Here is a 17432-nt window from a genome sequence, read left to right on the forward strand (position 1 = left end):
GAAGAGCGTTTCTGCAACCTGACGCGACGTCGGTCGTCGCGTCAGGTTGTCTCCGTTTGCGCGGCCCGTCCCCTTGCATTCCTCGCGGCTGTCCTCGTAGAGGACATCGGTTGGCCCTGTGCGCCGAATACGCCATCGCCCGGCATCAGCAGCGACGGCAGGTCGCATTCCGGATGCATGCGCAACAGTTGCCAGGCCAGACCGCCCTCGCCCGGCAGCAGTCCCGGTGAGAACGTATCGCGGGTCATGCCGCAGGAGACGCCGTGATCCTCGACGCTGGTGAGCAGCGCCGCATCGAGCGACGCCAACGAGAGTCCATCCGGCCCTTCATCAGCGCGAATCGCGGCCCTGAGCAGCTCCCAGGAACCGGCATCTCCGTGGCACAGGCAATGATTCCAGCCCAGCCCCAGCCGCCACGTCGCCGCAGCCGCGCGTCGCAGGATGCTTCGCGTGCGGCCATCCTGCATCGTCGCATCCAGGTGCGCATGCGCCAGACCGATACCGACGGAGCCATGACACCAGGCCGCCGCACTGCGGAAATCCTCAATCTTGCGCAGGTCGAGCCAGTTACGCTCCTCGGAATCGTAAAGCGCATCCTCGAAGGCGAAAGCCTCCAACGCCGTATCGCGATAAACGGAGCTTCCCGTAGCGCGCGCCAGTTGCTCGAGCGCCCACGCCACGCCGGTCACCCCATGCGCGAAACCGCCGATACCGTCGGGCCACATCGGATTCTTCCAGTGCGCCCGGCCGCCCTCTCGAAGGGCCAGCGCGCAGAGCTCGTTGCCCAAATCCACGGCCTGCGCGGCATAGCATTCATGACCGGTGCACTCGGCCAGCGCCAGCAGAACAGGAATCGCGCCCGCACGTCCCGTCAGCACATCGTGCGACTCCGGCGCAGCCGCAGCGGCCTCGACCATGCCGTCGGCAAGCCGACAGGCGCGCTCCAGGCTGACCTCGCTGCCTAAGCCCCAGCGCTGCAGCAAAAGACGCGCCCAGACCTGCGAAGCCAGACCGAAATAGGCACCCAAGGACGCCGGCCGCATCTTCGCTCCTTCCGCGCGAACGCGCGCATTGCGCGCCTCGCCCAGATCGAGCGTGTGGACAATCCGCGCACGCAGCGTCTCAAGTCCCTCGACGAAATCGACCCGCCCGGCGCGCATCTCGCGCAGATAGCCTGCCACCAGAATCGCCACACCGGACATGCCGCCGTACAGATCCGGCCCCAGCGGGCGTACCGACCAGCCCGTCGCCGGATCGAACGAGGGCGCGATCCAGGCCACGCTGCCGTCGTCGCTCTCGATCGCGGTGGCGCGCAGACGCTGCATGATATCGGCCAGTTGCGCGCGCCGCCGAACATCGAGATCGGCGTGGCGAATGGCCTCCCGAGACGGCCATAGCGAGACCTGCGAGGGACTCCAGCCGTCGTTGACGTAGGCGCTGACCAGCGCGGAGCGGATCACCTGACGCTCCAACGGCATGTCCATGGCACGCCAGTGCGCCAACGCCGCCTCGATACGCGGTCCGGTATCGCGCCAGCGCGTACCGCGCGGTCCAACGATGCGGCCGTCGCGCACGCAGGTCGCAAAATAGGGAATGTCGCCTTCTTCGAGATCGTCGATCTCGGCCTCGATCACATCCGCCTGCCCCGGCGCGGAGGCCACGTTGTCGGCCATGCGCTTGAGTAGATCCCGCGCGCGTTCGCGCGCCGGCGCCTCGCGATGCAGCGACACCGGATGCCACAGCATGCGCGCCAGTTGCGCATACACCTCGGTCGCGCGCGTCACGATGCGCACACGGCAGTCCAGGAACGGTTCGAGCAGGGGCCGCAGACGACCCTCGGCATCGAGTCGACGCAGCGTGGCCGTCATGCCGTCGAAGGCCTCCAGCACATGCGGCCAGTACTGAGCCAGGGCCGGTTCGGGGCTTGGATGATTCTGCGCCACGGGCACCTCGACCCAGACTTCGCCCAGGCGCGCACGGTCGGTGCCCGCGTCGACGATGTCCGGTTGCAGCATGCGCGGCTGCTGCCCGGGCAGCGAGCCCGCCGCCGAGGTGTCCACGCCTTTCCAGCCCAGTCCTGCGCCTCGACCGGGCAGGATGCCGACCCCCATCGTCGTGCCGGCAATGCGTTCGACCGCCCGATCCATCGCCGCGCCGAACCCCGAATCACGAGGCGGCGGCGGCGGAGTGAAGAGCGTCTCGCAATCGATGACGACCGGACTCGGGCCGCACGCGATCATGTTCTCCGCATGCATGTCCGTGCCACCCAGCAGGCGCATCACCGCCAGCCAGTGGCCGAGACCGCGATAGAACGCGCGCAACTCGTCGTCGCCGGACGCATAGCGATGCTCGACGCATGCGCTCCAGCCATAGCCTTCCCCGGCATGCACTTCGGGGACGCGCATGCTGCTCGATTCGTCATGCTCGACCTTCAGGTCGTCGACGAGTGCCCGCAACGCCGCATCGATGTTCAACGAACGCGGCTTGTAGATGAGGCGTCCGGCATCGCAGCGCAGCAGCACCACGCTACGACCTTGAAGATGCGTATCGCCGGCACCGAGGCCGACCTCCCGCAGACGGCCGACGGGCGCGCCACACAGCGACGCCAGTCGCTCGCGATCGTTGACCCAGCGCTGCGCCAGTTCGAGCGCGGCCTGACAGCGCCCCTCGATGACCGCATCGAGACGTCGCCGCAGCCCCGGGTAATGTGTATTCATGTCTTCCCAGAACTCGATCCGGGAAGCCTTGCGCAGAAAATCCTGCCAGCGCTGCTGCGTGTCCTCGCCCTGCAGCTGACCGTTCTCGCGCGCCGCATTCAACTCCAGCAACAACAGTCGCCCGAGCTTGCGATGCAACGTGGCCAGCAGCGACTCGCGCGCTGCGGAAAGCAGGGCCTCCTGTTCTTCGGGATCGAATCCTGGGATTCGTGCGGCCTGGGTTGCCAGCCCCTCCAATGCAGGAAGGAGCAGACAACCCAGGGCCGCGTCGAAGTCAGGGGCGTCTTGAGATGACGCCACGACCTCTTAGCAGCAGTAACGCGTGACCGAGCCGGTACACGCCGTACCGCAACCATCCAGCGTGATGATGCTGGCCTCACCGGCGATGTCGGACTCGACAAAGCCGTCACCGGCGAACAGCGGACCGGCCGGATTGTTCGTGCCAGCCTCTTCGCGCCACTGCGCGGCGTTGTCCATCTGGTTCTCGTTGCTCATGATTTAGCCTCCTGCAAAAAATGAAGTTGAGAACTTCGTGCAAGAAACCCTTTCAGGAGGAGCCAGACCCGTGAACGGATGAGTGCGCGGGACTGCCACTTCCTGTAATGCTTCCAGCACGCAATGCGGGATATCGGACCCGACACCCCATGACGAACTTAGCAAGGTTGCAGGAAGCTTGTATAGACGTATGCATCACATGTGCGCGTCTTTCATGCACAAACACCTAACTCCCTACACATATTCGGAAATTACTGCCTTTCCGTCTCCGGAAAGAGACAAGATATCCCCCAGCAAGGCCTGCGCCGTGACGTCTGCGCCCGCCCCCGGCCCCTGGATCACTAGTGGCCGTGTCTGGTAGCGGGTCGTCGTCAGCGCGAACAAGTTATCGGTGCCGCGTAGACCGCTTGTCGGATGATCCTCCGACACGGCACGGAGACCGACACGGGCCACGCCATCGCGATCCAGATGCGCCAGATAACGAAGACGCCGGCCTCGGGACGCGGCGTCCGCATGACGAGCAGCGAGAGCCGCATCCAGCTCGTGCGTGCGCGCCATGAAATCCTGCAGCGGCAACCCGCGCAACGTTTCCGGCACCAGATTCTCGACCTCGATATCGCCGGGCTCGAGCTCGAACCCGGCGCTGCGCGCGAGGATCAGCAGCTTGCGGGCCACGTCCTGCCCGGACAGATCAGCACGGGGGTCCGGTTCGCTATAACCCCGCTCACGCGCATCACGGAGCAGTTCGGAAAACGGAACGATGCCATCGTAGCGACTGAACAGCCAAGACAATGAACCGGAGAAAACGCCCTCAAGATTCAGCAGTTCGTCACCGCACGCGCGCAAACGGCGCAAGGTGGTAATCACCGGCAATCCCGCACCAACTGTGGCCGCATCGCCATATCGACGGTTGCGACATCGCGCCCCCTCCGAAAGCGCGCGCCAGACTTCCAGCGCGCCCCCTGCCGCGGCCTTGTTGGCCGTCACGACGTGATAACCCTGCGCCAGCCAGACCGCATGTGTGGCAGCAAGTCCATCGCTGGCGGTTGCATCGAGAATGACTTTTGTCTTCGCAGCACTGGCATCCAGCGCGGCCAGCAGCGCCGCGTCGTCGCGCCGATCGCCACCGCGGTCGAGATTCTCGCGCAGGCCGCGATCCGCAAGACAGTTCGGATCGGTGGTCTGCCAGCGCGAGTTGGCGGCGCCGACCAGACGCAATCGCGCACCGGCCGGCGTGTTCAACAGACGCAACCACGCCCCGCCGACCACCCCGGTGCCGAACAGCACGACGGCCACGGTGTCCTCGCGCGCTGGCGCTTCAAAGGCCGGATTCGTCCCATGTGGAGCCAGTACCGCGTTCATGCCGACACCGCAGGTTTGCGCGCTACCGCACGCTGCGCGCGATCGAGCGCAGCCCGAAGGTCATCGACCAGATCCTCGGCACTCTCGATGCCCACCGACACCCGCAGCAGCGAATCGGCGATACCGGCCGTGCGCCGCGCTTCCGGCGCCATCGAGGCATGCGTCATGCTGGCCGGATGCGCGACTAGGCTCTCCACGCCGCCCAGCGACTCGGCCAGCGAGAAATACCGCAGACCATCAAGGAAGGCGCAGATGACGTTCTCGCCGCCCTGCAGTTCGAAGCTGAGCATCGCGCCGAAGCCGCGCTGCTGACGCGCCGCGAGCGCATGCTGCGGGTGCGATGCCAAGCCCGGATAGTGAACCTTCGCCACGGCCGGATGACCGTCCAGCAACGCAACGATGCGCTCGGCGTTCTCCTGATGCACGCGCAGACGTGCATCCAGCGTACGCAGGCCGCGCAGGGTCAGGAAGCTGTCGAACGGCGCGCCGGTCAGCCCCAGGCAGTTGGCCCACCATTTCAGCTGTTCGGCCAGCTCCGGCGTGCGTGCGACGACTGCGCCACCGACCACGTCGCTGTGCCCATTGATGTACTTGGTGGTCGAATGCAGCACCACGTCCGCACCCAGCGCCAGCGGTTGCTGCAAGACCGGCGACAGGAAGGTGTTGTCGACCAGGCACAGCGCACCCACGGCATGCGCCGCCTGCGCCACATGGCGCACATCGGTGATGCGCAGCAGCGGGTTCGACGGCGTCTCGACCCAGACCAGATCCGGCTTGCGCGCCAGGCCCTCGCCTAGGCTCGCCGGATCGGTGAGATCCGCGAAGATCACCTCGAAACGTCCCTTCTTCGCCCAGGCATCGAGCAGTCGCCAGGTGCCGCCGTAGCAGTCGTGCGCGGCCAGCACACGGCCACCGGCGGGGACCAACTCCAAGGCCAGCGCCACGGCCGCCATGCCACTGGCCGTGACCACCGCGCCCGCGCCCTGCTCCAATTCGGCCAGTGCCTCGGCCAGCAGATCGCGTGTCGGATTGCCGCTGCGCGAGTAGTCGTAGGCGCGCTTCTGGCCGAATCCGGCGAAACTGTAGTTGGTGGACAGGTGCAGCGGCGGCACCACGGCGCCATGCTGCGTGTCGGATTCGATACCGGCGCGCACGGCGCGGGTCGCGGACGGGGCGGAATGGGTCATGTCAGGCTCCACAGCAGGCGTTCAGCGTCTCGCGCAGCAACGGCGCGAGCTGGGCGGTTTCCTTGAGAAATCCGTCGTGCCCGTAGACGGTTTCGATGACTTCCAGCGTGGCCGGCGCGCCGAGGGCGCGCTGCAGCATGCAGAGGTCGGCGAGCGGCACCAGACGATCGGTGGCGAAGCCGATCAGCGTCGTCGGCACACGCACCGCGGAGGGATCGACGGCATGCAGATCGATGGACTCGGACAGCGACAGATAGCGATGCGCATCGAAACGCTCGACGAAGCGCCGGCCGTTGTGTTCGAGCCAGTCCTCGACCGGAAGACGGAAACGGCCGTCAGCGAAACGCGCCTCACCGCTGAAACGCGTGGCGAATTCCTCGCTGCCTCGATAGGTTGTCAATGCCAGCTGTCGCGCCAGCGCCAACGCGCGATCGACTTCGCCCGAGTGCAGACCGAAGCGGACGATCTCGCGCTGCACGGAGCGCTGCGCCGTGGCCAGGGGATGCGGACGATGCGCGCCGGCCAGCGCAACCAGATGCCCGACGCGATGACCGTGTCGTGCAGCGAAGGCCAACCCGACCATGGCGCCGTAGGACGCGCCGATGAAGGCCTGCGCGCGCCCGATCTGCAACGCGTCCAGCAAGGCCGCCAGCGCATCGGCCTGATCGGCCGTGGACACCGCCGAAGCGCCCAGGTCCTGAGCGTCCAGCCAGTCGATCGCCAGCACGCGGAACCGTCGAAGATCGATCGCGCGATCGACGCCAACCAGTGCCTGCCACCAGCCATCGCGCGGCGCCGCATCACTGGCGAAGACGTCGCGATCGGCCGAAATACCGCCCTGCACGATCACCGTCGGCGCACCCGGAGCACCGATCCACAGATAGCGCACGGCCACATCGCGCGCACCCTCCGCATGCCGGGGCGCGAATCGGACATGGCGTACATGCCGCTGGAATGGGAAGGCGTTCCGCTCGAGGCCGCCTGCCTCGCACAGCGAGGCAGGCGGTTCGGCGGTGGGGACGGCTTGAAGAGTCATGCGGCGCTCCGGCGTGTCGACATCGACCTGCGGAGCACCGGATGAGAATCGTCACGCCCCGGGCGCATGCACCGGAACGTTTCGACTCATCTCTCGGTGAGCGCTTCGCGCCCCCGCAGGAGTTGGCACCGTGCGGAACCTTGCGGTGTCCGCGGGTTGCCCCGGCTTCGTCGGGCCTGTCCCTCAGCCGGTCTCGATGAGTGTTGCGAAGAACTCTATCGAGGCGAATGATGCATGTCAATAGACGTCTATACGTCCATATTCGAAAACATCACTCCCCTCGACCACACTCAATCCGACACATGCACGGAAGACCATGAACTGCCGAAAAGCCCACACCGACCGCCCGAACATCCGCTTGACGCCGGACGGAGTACCATGAAACTCCCAATCAGACGATGTCCCCATGTCCCGCAACGCTGCATCGCGCCACGGCCCAGCGACCGCCCCCTCGCCCACAGGCCGACAGGCGGGACCGCTCCGCTTCAACGGCGACAACGCCTTTCATCACGAACTCAAGCGTCGCGTCCTGGCGGACTTGCGAGAACGCGGCTGCGATCCCCGCGACAATGCGCGCATGTATGCCAAGACCGCGATCATCCTGGCGGCCTTCGCACTGACCTACGTCGCCCTGGTGTTCCTGGCGCAGACCTGGTGGCAAGCGCTGCCGCTGGCGGTCGCGCTGGGCGCGGCGACTGCCGGCATCGGCTTCAACATCATGCACGACGGCGGGCACCTGGCGTATTCGAAACGGCACTGGGTCAACCGGCTGATGGCCATGACCCTCGACCTGGTCGGCGGTAGCTCCTACATCTGGCAATGGAAACATGGTCGTTTCCATCACACCTGGGTGAATGTGGACGGCCACGACAGCGACATCGACCTGGGCGTGCTGGCGCGTCTTTCGCCCAGTCAGCAGCGACGCCCCTGGCACCGCTGGCAGCATCTGTACCTGTGGCCGCTGTATGCCGTGACCGTGCTGCGCTGGCACCTGTACGGCGACTTCCGTGATCTGCTCACCGGCACCATCGGCAGTCGACCCTTCCCACGTCCGCGCGGCGCGGACCTGGCCGTGTTCGTGCTCGGCAAACTGGCGTTCTTCATGCTCGCCTTCGGCGTGCCGCTGGCGTTCCATCCGTGGACCGTGGTCGTAGCCGGCTATGCGGTGGTGGCCGCCGTCTCCGGCCTGCTGCTGGCCCTGGTCTTCCAGATGGCGCACGTCGTGGAGGCCGCGTCGTTTCCGGAACCGGCCCGCGAAACGCCGCATCTGGACACGTCATGGGCCGTCCATCAGCTGCACACCACCGTCAATTTCGCGCCGCACAACCGGACGTTGTCCTGGCTGATCGGCGGGCTCAATTTCCAGGTGGAGCACCACCTGTTCCCCCGCATCGCCCATGTGCACTATCCGGCGGTGGCGCGCGTGGTCGAACAAACCTGCCGCGAATTCGGGCTGCCCTACCATGTCAGCCCCTCGTTCGCCGCGAGCATCGCCTCGCACTACCGATGGCTGCGCAGAATGAGCCTGCAACCCGCCTGACAAGCCCAGCACTCGACCACCCCGAGCGGGACCCGGCCCGAACGCACCCTGCGCGCAGATGCGCGGCAGGTCGGCGGCGCGCTATCATGAGTGGTTTAACGCTGCGGCCCACGCCCATGTCCAGCCACCGCACCGAAACCGCGCGTCGGCGCACCTTCGCCATCGTCAGCCATCCTGACGCGGGCAAGACCACGCTGACCGAAAAACTGCTGCTGTTCGGCGGCGCCATCCAGATGGCCGGCTCGGTGAAGAGCCGCAAGGCCGCGCGCCACGCCACGTCCGACTGGATGGCGCTGGAGAAGGAACGCGGCATCTCCGTGACCTCCTCCGTCATGCAGTTCCCGTACGGCGGCAGGATCGTCAATCTGCTCGACACTCCGGGCCATGCCGACTTCTCCGAGGACACCTACCGCGTGCTGACCGCGGTCGACTCGGCGCTGATGGTGATCGACTGTGCCAAGGGCGTGGAGGCGCGCACCATCAAGCTGATGGAGGTCTGCCGTCTGCGCACCACGCCGATCATGACCTTCATCAACAAGCTCGACCGCGAGGGCCGCTCGCCGCTGGAGCTGTTCGACGAGGTCGAATCGGTGCTGGGCATCCAGTGCGCGCCGATCACCTGGCCCATCGGCATGGGCAAGCGCCTGAAGGGCGTCTACCACCTGGTCCGCGACGAGGTGCATCTGTACGAGGCCGGCAAGAACTACGAGCGCCAGGAAGCGAAGGTGCTCAAGGGCCTGGACCATCCGGAACTGGCGGCCGCCCTCGGCGCCGAGGCGCTGGCCGAACTGCGTGACGAGCTGGAGCTGGTCACCGGCGCGGTCGAACCGTTCGACCCGGCGCAGTACCTGGCCGGCAAGCAGACGCCGGTGTTCTTCGGCTCGGCGGTGAACAACTTCGGCGTGCAGCTGCTGCTGGACTTCTTCGTCGAACACGCGCCCGGTCCGCAGCCGCGCGCCACCACCACGCGCGAAGTCGAGGCCGACGAGGAGAAGCTCAGCGGCTTCGTGTTCAAGATCCAGGCCAACATGGATCCGGCGCACCGTGACCGCGTGGCCTTCATGCGCGTGTGCTCAGGTACCTACTCGGCCGGCATGAAAATGCTGCAGACGCGCACCGGCAAGGATGTGCGCATCGCCAACGCGCTGACCTTCATGGCCTCGGACCGCGACATCGTCGACAAGGCCTACCCGGGCGACGTGATCGGCCTGCACAACCACGGCACCATTTCCATCGGCGACACCTTCACCGAAGGCGAGGCGCTGAACTTCACCGGCATTCCCAACTTCGCGCCGGAACTGTTCCGCCGTGCGCGGCTGCGCGATCCGCTGAAGATGAAGGCGCTGCAGAAAGGACTGGCGCAGCTGTCCGAGGAAGGCGCGACGCAGTTCTTCCGTCCTCTGATGTCCAACGATCTCGTCCTCGGCGCCGTCGGCGTGCTGCAGTTCGACGTGGTCGCCTACCGACTGAAGGACGAATACGGCGTGGAGGCGGTGTTCGACAACGTCACCGTTGCCACCGCGCGCTGGATCTACTGCGACGACGAGAAGATGCTGGAACAGTTCCGCGAGAAGAATGCGCAGCACCTGGCCGTGGACGCCTCCGGCGCGCTGGTCTATCTGGCGCCGACCCGCGTGAACCTGCAGCTGACGCAGGAGCGCTGGCCGGACGTGACCTTCGCCGCGACGCGCGAACACGCCAGCTCGGTCGAAGTCGGCTAGCGAGCCGCGCTCCGCCTACCTGATGTCGAGTGCGGCTGCTAATCTGGCCACTCGACCATCAGGGGGACGGACATGTACAAGAACCTCGCCTTTCAGACGCCCGCCAACGCGAGCGGCTGGAAACGCTGGCTGATCTACTCCGCGCTGGCGCGACTGATCCTCTTCGCGCTGCTGTTCGTGGCCGCCGCGTTCCTCACCGGCATGGCCCTGCACCTGCTCGGGTGGAGCCCATCTTCGGGCAATCCGAACATCAAGGGCTGGGCGCAGCTCATCATTCGCGCGCTACCGGCCGTGATCGCCTACCTGATCCTGACGCGCGTCATCGAACGCCGATGGCCCACCGAGCTGGCCTGGCGCAAGCTCCCCGCGCACTTTATCGGCGGCGTCCTGCTCGGCATGGCCCTGCTCAGCGTGGTCATCGGCATCCTGTGGCTGGCCGGCAGCTACCGCGTGCTGGGAACGAACGCCCAGGTGCCGTGGCTGGAGTCGATCCTGATGTTCGGCCTGGGCGCTGGTATCAGTGAGGAGATCATGTTCCGCGGCGCGCTGTTTCGCATCGTCGAGGAAAGCCTGGGCACGTGGCTGGCGGTGCTGATCTCTGCGCTGGCCTTCGGCGCGATCCACCTGGGCAATCCCAACGCCACACTATGGAGCGGTCTGGCCATCGCCATCGAGGCCGGCGTGCTGTTCGGACTGGTCTATCACGTGACCCGCTCGCTGTGGCTGTGCATGGGGCTTCACGCTGCCTGGAACGTGATGGAGGGTCCGGTCTTCGGCACGCCGGTTTCCGGTCTTCCGCCGCACGGTTGGCTGCAGGCCGAACTGACTGGACCGAACTGGCTCAGTGGCGGCACCTTCGGTCCGGAAGCCTCGTTGATCACGCCGCTGTGCTGCCTCGCACTGGCCGGCGTGTTCCTGTTCATCGCGCTGCGCCGGAACAGCATCGTGCCGCCATTCTGGAAACGCCGCCCGGGCTGATCCAGGCGCCAGATACGACGATGCGCCTCCCGTTGCCGGAAGGCGCATCGTGCCCCTCTCTCCCCGCTTTCCCTCAAGCGGCCTGCTTGCTGCCCTTGCCGCTTTCCTTGCCGGACTTGCCGTCACGGACCTTGGCCGCGACCAGCTCCGACGGATCGAAATCATCCACGTTGATGAACTCGAGCGTGGCGTCATGCACACGCTGCAGCAGTTCGCGCTCGGCTTCGCTGATGGCCCCCTGCTGTTCAGCCTGCGCCAGCTTCTCGGTGTATTCGTGCGCGGTGATCTTGCCGCTCTTGAGCGCCTTCAGGAACTTGCGCTCGATCGGCTCGGCAGCGATCACGTCCGGCAGCAGGGCGTTCATGCGGCCGATCGCATTGTTCGCCGTCGGCGTCATGAACGACCACTCCAGCAGTCGCGTGCGCGCCTCGCTGGGACACATCAGCAGCGCCGCGACGCGATGGCCGAGACGGTCGGACGGCGGCACTTCGCGCCGGCCGAACGGAAACACCAGCGCACGCAGCAGCCACGCCACCGGACGCACCGGGAAATTGCGGATCACGCCGTCCAGCGCCATCTGCATGCGCCACACGCAGGCATGGAATGCCCACGCCAGCAGCGGACGGTCGGCCTCGGGACGACCACTGTCCTCATAGCGCTTCAGCATCGCGCTGGCAATGTAGAGGTAGCTCAGCACGTCACCCAGACGCGCCGACAGTTTCTCCTTGAACTTCAGGCGCCCGCCCAACACGCCCATCGACACGTCGGCGCACAGCGCCAACGCGGCCGAATAGCGGTTGAGCTTGCGGTAGTAGCGGCGGGTGTAGGCATCGCCCGGTGCCTTGCCGATCTTGGCGTGGGTCAGACCCAGGGTGAACGCGCGCACGGCGTTGGAGAAGCCGAAGCCGATGTGGCCGAATAGCGCGCGGTCGAAGGTCTTCAGGCGCTCCTTCTTGTCCTCGATGGACAACGCCTGCATCTCCTTAAGCACGTACGGATGGCAGCGGATCGCGCCCTGACCGAAGATCATCAGGCTGCGCGTCATGATGTTCGCGCCTTCCACCGTGATGGCGATCGGCACGCCCTGCCAGGCGCGGCCAAGGTAGTTCGATGGACCAAGCTGGACGCCCTTGCCGCCATGCACATCCATCGCGTCGCGCGAGACCTCGCGGCCCCACTCGGTGGCGTGGTACTTGGCGATGGCCGACGGCACCGCCGGCTTTTCGCCGCGATCGACGGCGGCGGCCGTGGCGCGCGACAGCGCGGCCGTGGCGTAGGTGTAGCCGCCAATGCGCGCCAGCGCTTCCTCGACACCCTCGAACCGGCCGATGGCCAGGCCGAACTGCTTGCGGATGCGTGCATACGCGCCCGTCGCCGCACTGGCCGCGCGCACGCCGCCAGTGGCGTTGGACGGCAGCGAGATGGCGCGACCGACCGACAGGCATTCGACCAGCATGCGCCAGCCGTGACCGGCCATGTCCGGACCGCCGATCAGCGTCGACAGCGGCACGAACACGTCCTTGCCGCGCACCGGGCCGTTCTGGAACGGCACGTTCAGCGGCAAGTGGCGGCGACCGACTTCCAGACCCTCGGTCTCGCGCGGAATCAGCGCCAGGGTGATGCCCAGATCCTCGGTCTCGCCGAGCAGGTGCTCGGGGTCGTACATGCGGAACGCCAGGCCGACGATGGTCGCGACCGGTGCCAGCGTAATGTAGCGCTTGTCGAAGGTCAGGCGGATGCCGAGCACATCCTCACCCTCGTGCATCTGCTTGCAGACGATGCCGAAATCGGGAATCGAGGTGGCGTCGGAACCGGCTGTCGGGCCGGTCAGCGCGAAGCAGGGAATCTCGCGACCATCCGCCAGGCGCGGCAGGAAGTGATCTTTCTGCTCCTCGCTACCGTAATGCAGCAACAGTTCGGCCGGCCCCAGCGAATTCGGCACGGCAATGGTCGAGGCCGCCGTCGAGCAGATGCTGGCAACCTTCTGCAGCACCGCCGAATGCGCCAGCGCGGAGAATTCCAGACCACCGTAGCGCTTCGGGATGATCATGCCGAAAAACTTGTTCTGCTTGATGAAATCCCAGACTTCCGGCGGCAGGTCGGCCAGCTCATGGGTAACCTGCCAGTCATCGAGCATGCCGCACAGCTCTTCCACCGGCCCGTCGAGGAAGGCTTGTTCCTCGGCAGACAGCTCGGGCTTGGGCTGCTTCAGCAATTCGGACCAATTCGGCTTGCCGGAGAACAACTCTCCTTCGAACCCGACCGTGCCGGCTTCCAATGCCGTCTGCTCGGTGTCGGACAGCTTTGGCGTGACCTTGGCGAACATCTTCAGCAACGGCGCACTGATCCGAGTACGACGGAAGCTGTCGAGGTTCAGCGGCACCGCGATCAGGCCGAACACGATCAGCGTGACGACGGTGGCGACCGGCGCGTAGGCGATCAGACCGAACACCACGATGGCGACTGCGGTCACTGCGGTCCAGGTACGCAACCCGGCGCGCTGATAGGCGCATACGCCGGAGGCGATCAGGGCGGCCAGAAGAGGAATGAAGGCGGACATGTCTATCACCTGTGCTTCTTCGTTGCCGGCTCCGGAGAGCCGTACGTTCATCGTGCCATGGCGGAATGTTCCGCCGCAGCGGTTTCAGGCCGCCCCGGAGGGCTGGCCCATCATGGAGTGCACCTGCTCCGCACCGACGCCGATGAAATCGACGATGGCGCGGGTGAAGGCATCGTTGGCGTCGCCGGCGACCATGTGCGTGGCGCGCGGCAACTCGATGTGCCGCGCATGCGGCACCAATTCGAGAAATTCGTCGATGGTCCGTTGCGAAACCACGTCGCTGCGGCCACCAGACAGCAGCAGCACCGGCAATTTCACGCGGCGAGTGGCCTCGATCAGGCGCGGCTGATGGCGTTCGCCTTCCTCGGCAATCGGCTGCAGCATGCGCGGATCCCAGTGCCAGCGCAGACGACCGTCCTCACCGCGCCGCAGCAACGGCTGCAGCTGTTCGGCACTCTTGCGCCCGCGTCGGTGCGGCAGATAGGCGGCAATGGCCTGCGCGGCCTCGTCGTAGTCGCCGAAGCCATCCGGCCAGGCGCGCATGAAATCGAGGATGCGCGCCACGCCCGAGGTCTCCCAGCGCGGCGTGATGTCGACCAGGACCAGCGCCGAGAACGGCGGCACATCGGATTCGCCCGTAACCGCAAGCCCCAGCAGGCCGCCCATTGAGGCGCCGACCAGAATCGGCTTATGCGGTTGCGCCTCGGCCACCGCGCGCAGGTCGTCGAAGAACTGCTGCATGTGGTATCCGTCATCCGGCCGTCCGCTGCCGCCATGCCCTCGCGCGTCGAAGCTGACACAGCGACATCCCGCCACGGCCATGGCGTCGGCCGTGGCCGACCAGGCGTGCCGCGTCTGTCCGAAGCCATGTGCGAACAGCACGCACGGAGTCCCCTCCGGATTGCGCACTTCAGCAGCCAAACGAATTCCACCCGCACCTTCGATGTGCGTTTTCCGGACGTGTTCGCGCTGGTCGCCTAGTTCCACCATACGCATGAGTATGTAAGCCCCGGGGCAGCACTGTCAATGCGCATGCGTATGGTTCCGCTCCCGACGCACCGTGCGCCGACGCACGTAGTGATTGCATCCCGCCCCGGAGCGGCTAGCATGAACGCATGAATGCCCGACAGAAGACCGAACGCACGCGCCTTTCCGCCGAAGACTGGGAACTTGGCGCCCTGGAGCTGATCGCCGAAAGCGGCGTGAACGCACTGGCCGTGGAAGCCCTGGCGCGACGCCTGGGCGTTACCAAGGGCAGCTTCTACTGGCATTTCCGCAATCGCGAGGCCCTGCTGCTGGCGGCGCTGGAACGCTGGGAACAGCACGACGAGGCCGACGTGCTGGCGCAGATCGAACCCATCGACGACCCGCGCGAACGCCTGCGCGAGATCTTCCATCGCGTCGCCCGTGAAGTGCCGTCGCATCGCATCTACGCCGCCCTGCTCAAGGCACTGGACCATCCTGTAGTGCTGCCACTGATGACGCGCGTGTCGCAGCGACGTATCCAGTTTCTCACCGAGGCCTACCTGCAGGCTTCCATGCCGCCGGAAGAAGCCGCCCACCGCGCGCGCCTGGCCTATGCCGCCTTCGTCGGTTTCCTACAGCTGAACCTCGCGTTGGGCATGCCGCGCCTCAGTCACGAGGAATTCGACGCCTACGTCGAGCACGTGGCCGAAACCCTGATTCCCCACTAGGCGCGCCCGAACAACGCTGCGTGTCCGAACGCTTTCCCCGGTTTCCAGTGAGCGCCACTCAGCCCGCCCCGAACCGGCATGTCCGGGCCAGCCCCCGTCCCTTCGCGCAACGGCGTGGCCACAAAGCCCCCCGATCCGGCTCGTGCGCACGGAATCGACGAAAATCGCACAAATGGCTTCCCGTCACGATTGCAAACGTTTCCATGCAAATCATGCGGCGGCGCGTCGTGCACGCACTTGTTGCAATAGCATGACCGGGCGACTACCGTTCCGGCTTTCTCGCGCCTATGCGCCCCGGTTATGTCTACGCGGACGGGATCGTCATGACGAGCAAGCTGGCATCACTGAATCAGTGGGTGGACGAAGTCGCCGCACTGACCACCCCTGAAAAGATCCACTGGTGCGACGGCTCCGAAGCCGAAAACCAGGCCCTGGTCGAACTCATGCTCGAACGCGGCGATCTGATCGAACTGAATCAGGACACCCACCCGGGCTGCTACCTGCACCGTTCCGACCCCAAGGACGTGGCGCGCGTGGAGAAGCTGACCCTGGTCTGCCACCCGAACCGCGAAGACGCCGGCCCCAACAACCAGTGGATGGCGCCGGACGAGGCCAACGCCAAGATCGACGCGCTGTTCGAAGGCTGCATGAAGGGTCGCACGATGTATGTGGTGCCCTACTGCATGGGTCCGATCGGTTCGCCGATCGCGCGCTGCGGCGTGGAGATCACCGACAGCCCGTACGTGGTCGCCAACATGCGCATCATGACGCGCATGGGCAAGGCCGCGCAGGAGCGCATCGAGCGCGAAGGCTCGTTCGTGAAGGGTCTGCATTCGACCGGCGAGCTCGATCCCGAGCGCCGCTGGATCATGCACTTCCCGGAAGAGCTGAGCATCAAGTCCTACGGCTCCGGCTACGGCGGCAACGCGCTACTGGGCAAGAAATGCCACGCACTGCGCATCGCCAGCCATCAGGCCCGCACCGAAGGCTGGCTGGCCGAGCACATGCTGATCGTCGGCATCGAGAACCCGCAGGGCCAGATCCACTACGTCGCCGCGGCGTTCCCGTCGGCCTGCGGCAAGACCAATCTGGCGATGCTGATTCCGCCCGAGGGCTACCGCAACAACGGCTGGAAGATCTGGACCGTCGGCGACGACATCTGCTGGATGACGCCGGGCGAAGACGGTCGCCTGTGGGCGATCAACCCGGAAGCCGGCTACTTCGGCGTGGCGCCGGGCACCAGCGCCAAGACCAACCCGAATGCGCTGGCGATGCTCGACCGCAACGCCATCTTCACCAACGTAGCGGTCACGGCGGACATGCAGCCGTGGTGGGAAGGCCTGCCCGACGGCAAGCCCGTCAAGGACTGGCAAGGTCGCGACGTCGATCCGGCCAACGGCCCGGCCGCGCACCCCAATTCCCGCTTCACCGTCTCTGCGAGCCAGTGCCCGAGCTGGTCACCGGAAGCCGAGTCCTCGCAGGGCGTGCCGATCTCGGCCATCGTCTTCGGCGGACGCCGGCAGTCGTTGGTGCCGCTGGTGTTCGAGGCCCGCGACTGGACGCACGGCGTGCTGGTCGGCGCCTCGATGGCCTCGGAAACCACCGCCGCAGCCACCGGCCAGGTCGGCGTGGTGCGTCGCGACCCGATGGCGATGAAACCGTTCTGCGGCTACAACTTCGCCGACTACTTCGCGCACTGGCTGTCGTTCGACACGCCGGATGCGAAGCTGCCGAAGATTTTCCACGTCAACTGGTTCCGCAAGAACGCCGACGGCAAGTTCCTGTGGCCCGGCTTCGGCGAGAACATGCGCGTGCTGGAGTGGATGCTCAAGCGCGTGACCGGCCAGGCCGAGGGCGTGGCATCGCCGATCGGCACCCTGCCCGCCGACGGTGAGCTGAACCTGGACGGCCTGGGCCTGGACGACGACGCCGTGGCCGAGCTGTTCGCCGTCGATCGTGACGGCTGGCGCGACGAAATGGTCGCCATCGGTGAATATCTGGACAGCTACGGCGACCGCATGCCGGCGGCGCTGAAGGCCGAGCGCCAGCGTGTCGCCGATGCGCTGGACGCCGCCGAAGCCGCCCCCGCGCAGAAGAAGGTCGCCTCCTAGGACCTGCTCGATCGCCGCCTCGCAACGAGGC

12 protein-coding genes and 1 riboswitch are annotated in these 17432 nt (G+C 66.2%); of the genes, 5 read left to right on the plus strand and 7 right to left on the minus strand.

What is annotated here, in order from left to right:
* Nucleotides 1–41 precede the first annotated feature (41 nt).
* The 5 genes from HF690_RS04590 to metX all read right to left on the minus strand — a co-directional run bounded on the left by HF690_RS04590 (nt 42) and on the right by metX (nt 6797).
* A complete protein-coding gene (locus HF690_RS04590) occupies nt 42–3017 on the minus strand; it encodes a type 2 lanthipeptide synthetase LanM (RefSeq protein WP_168608621.1) in 2976 nt (991 codons plus the stop codon).
* A 6-nt stretch (nt 3018–3023) separates the two neighbouring features.
* Complete coding sequence (locus tag HF690_RS04595; protein ID WP_168608622.1) at nt 3024–3212, minus strand: DUF6229 family protein; 189 nt, start codon at nt 3210–3212, stop codon at nt 3024–3026.
* A gap of 234 nt (nt 3213–3446) precedes the next feature.
* Nucleotides 3447–4574: a homoserine dehydrogenase family protein gene (locus HF690_RS04600; protein WP_168608623.1), complete on the minus strand. Its 1128-nt coding sequence runs from the start codon at nt 4572–4574 to the stop codon at nt 3447–3449.
* Entirely contained in the window at nt 4571–5761 is a 1191-nt protein-coding gene (metB, locus tag HF690_RS04605) for a cystathionine gamma-synthase (RefSeq protein WP_113064410.1), read from the minus strand. The genes HF690_RS04600 and metB overlap by 4 nt, the downstream gene beginning before the upstream one ends.
* A 1-nt stretch (nt 5762) precedes the next feature.
* Nucleotides 5763–6797 (minus strand): homoserine O-succinyltransferase MetX, encoded by a 1035-nt coding sequence (gene metX, locus HF690_RS04610; RefSeq protein WP_168608624.1) that lies wholly within the window; start codon nt 6795–6797, stop codon nt 5763–5765.
* Between the two features lie 83 nt (nt 6798–6880).
* Nucleotides 6881–7000: riboswitch (SAM riboswitch) on the minus strand.
* A gap of 203 nt (nt 7001–7203) precedes the next feature.
* On the opposite strand from metX, the gene HF690_RS04615 reads away from it, so the two are divergent.
* The 3 genes from HF690_RS04615 to HF690_RS04625 all read left to right on the plus strand — a co-directional run bounded on the left by HF690_RS04615 (nt 7204) and on the right by HF690_RS04625 (nt 11036).
* Complete coding sequence (locus HF690_RS04615) at nt 7204–8337, plus strand: fatty acid desaturase family protein (protein WP_168608625.1); 1134 nt, start codon at nt 7204–7206, stop codon at nt 8335–8337.
* Nucleotides 8338–8453: 116 nt separating this feature from the next.
* Nucleotides 8454–10058, plus strand: coding sequence for a peptide chain release factor 3 (locus HF690_RS04620; protein WP_113064408.1), 1605 nt, complete (start codon nt 8454–8456; stop codon nt 10056–10058).
* 72 nt (nt 10059–10130) lie between these two features.
* Nucleotides 10131–11036 (plus strand): CPBP family intramembrane glutamic endopeptidase, encoded by a 906-nt coding sequence (locus HF690_RS04625; RefSeq protein WP_168608626.1) that lies wholly within the window; start codon nt 10131–10133, stop codon nt 11034–11036.
* Nucleotides 11037–11109: 73 nt separating this feature from the next.
* On the opposite strand, the gene HF690_RS04630 is transcribed toward HF690_RS04625, so the two are convergent.
* Nucleotides 11110–13596 (minus strand): acyl-CoA dehydrogenase, encoded by a 2487-nt coding sequence (locus HF690_RS04630; RefSeq protein ID WP_168608627.1) that lies wholly within the window; start codon nt 13594–13596, stop codon nt 11110–11112.
* An 84-nt stretch (nt 13597–13680) separates the two neighbouring features.
* A complete protein-coding gene (locus tag HF690_RS04635) occupies nt 13681–14478 on the minus strand; it encodes an alpha/beta fold hydrolase (RefSeq protein ID WP_338042874.1) in 798 nt (265 codons plus the stop codon).
* A gap of 233 nt (nt 14479–14711) precedes the next feature.
* On the opposite strand from HF690_RS04635, the gene HF690_RS04640 reads away from it, so the two are divergent.
* On the plus strand, nt 14712–15290 hold the full coding sequence (locus tag HF690_RS04640) for a TetR/AcrR family transcriptional regulator (RefSeq protein WP_113064406.1): 579 nt from the start codon (nt 14712–14714) through the stop codon (nt 15288–15290).
* A gap of 323 nt (nt 15291–15613) precedes the next feature.
* On the plus strand, nt 15614–17401 hold the full coding sequence (locus HF690_RS04645) for a phosphoenolpyruvate carboxykinase (GTP) (RefSeq protein WP_113064579.1): 1788 nt from the start codon (nt 15614–15616) through the stop codon (nt 17399–17401).
* Nucleotides 17402–17432 lie beyond the last annotated feature (31 nt).

Source organism: Oleiagrimonas citrea, from assembly GCF_012395255.1.
GTDB classification, from domain to species: Bacteria; Pseudomonadota; Gammaproteobacteria; order Xanthomonadales; family Rhodanobacteraceae; genus Oleiagrimonas; species Oleiagrimonas citrea.

What these genes read in the sequence shown, in the direction of transcription:
- HF690_RS04595 (WP_168608622.1), bottom strand. Translation starts at nt 3,212, where the DNA reads ATGAGCAACGAGAACCAGATGGACAACGCCGCGCAGTGGCGCGAAGAG.
- HF690_RS04600 (WP_168608623.1), bottom strand. Translation starts at nt 4,574, where the DNA reads ATGAACGCGGTACTGGCTCCACATGGGACGAATCCGGCCTTTGAAGCG.
- metB (WP_113064410.1), bottom strand. Translation starts at nt 5,761, where the DNA reads ATGACCCATTCCGCCCCGTCCGCGACCCGCGCCGTGCGCGCCGGTATC.
- metX (WP_168608624.1), bottom strand. Translation starts at nt 6,797, where the DNA reads ATGACTCTTCAAGCCGTCCCCACCGCCGAACCGCCTGCCTCGCTGTGC.
- HF690_RS04615 (WP_168608625.1), top strand. Translation starts at nt 7,204, where the DNA reads ATGTCCCGCAACGCTGCATCGCGCCACGGCCCAGCGACCGCCCCCTCG.
- HF690_RS04620 (WP_113064408.1), top strand. Translation starts at nt 8,454, where the DNA reads ATGTCCAGCCACCGCACCGAAACCGCGCGTCGGCGCACCTTCGCCATC.
- HF690_RS04625 (WP_168608626.1), top strand. Translation starts at nt 10,131, where the DNA reads ATGTACAAGAACCTCGCCTTTCAGACGCCCGCCAACGCGAGCGGCTGG.
- HF690_RS04630 (WP_168608627.1), bottom strand. Translation starts at nt 13,596, where the DNA reads ATGTCCGCCTTCATTCCTCTTCTGGCCGCCCTGATCGCCTCCGGCGTA.
- HF690_RS04640 (WP_113064406.1), top strand. Translation starts at nt 14,712, where the DNA reads ATGAATGCCCGACAGAAGACCGAACGCACGCGCCTTTCCGCCGAAGAC.
- HF690_RS04645 (WP_113064579.1), top strand. Translation starts at nt 15,614, where the DNA reads ATGACGAGCAAGCTGGCATCACTGAATCAGTGGGTGGACGAAGTCGCC.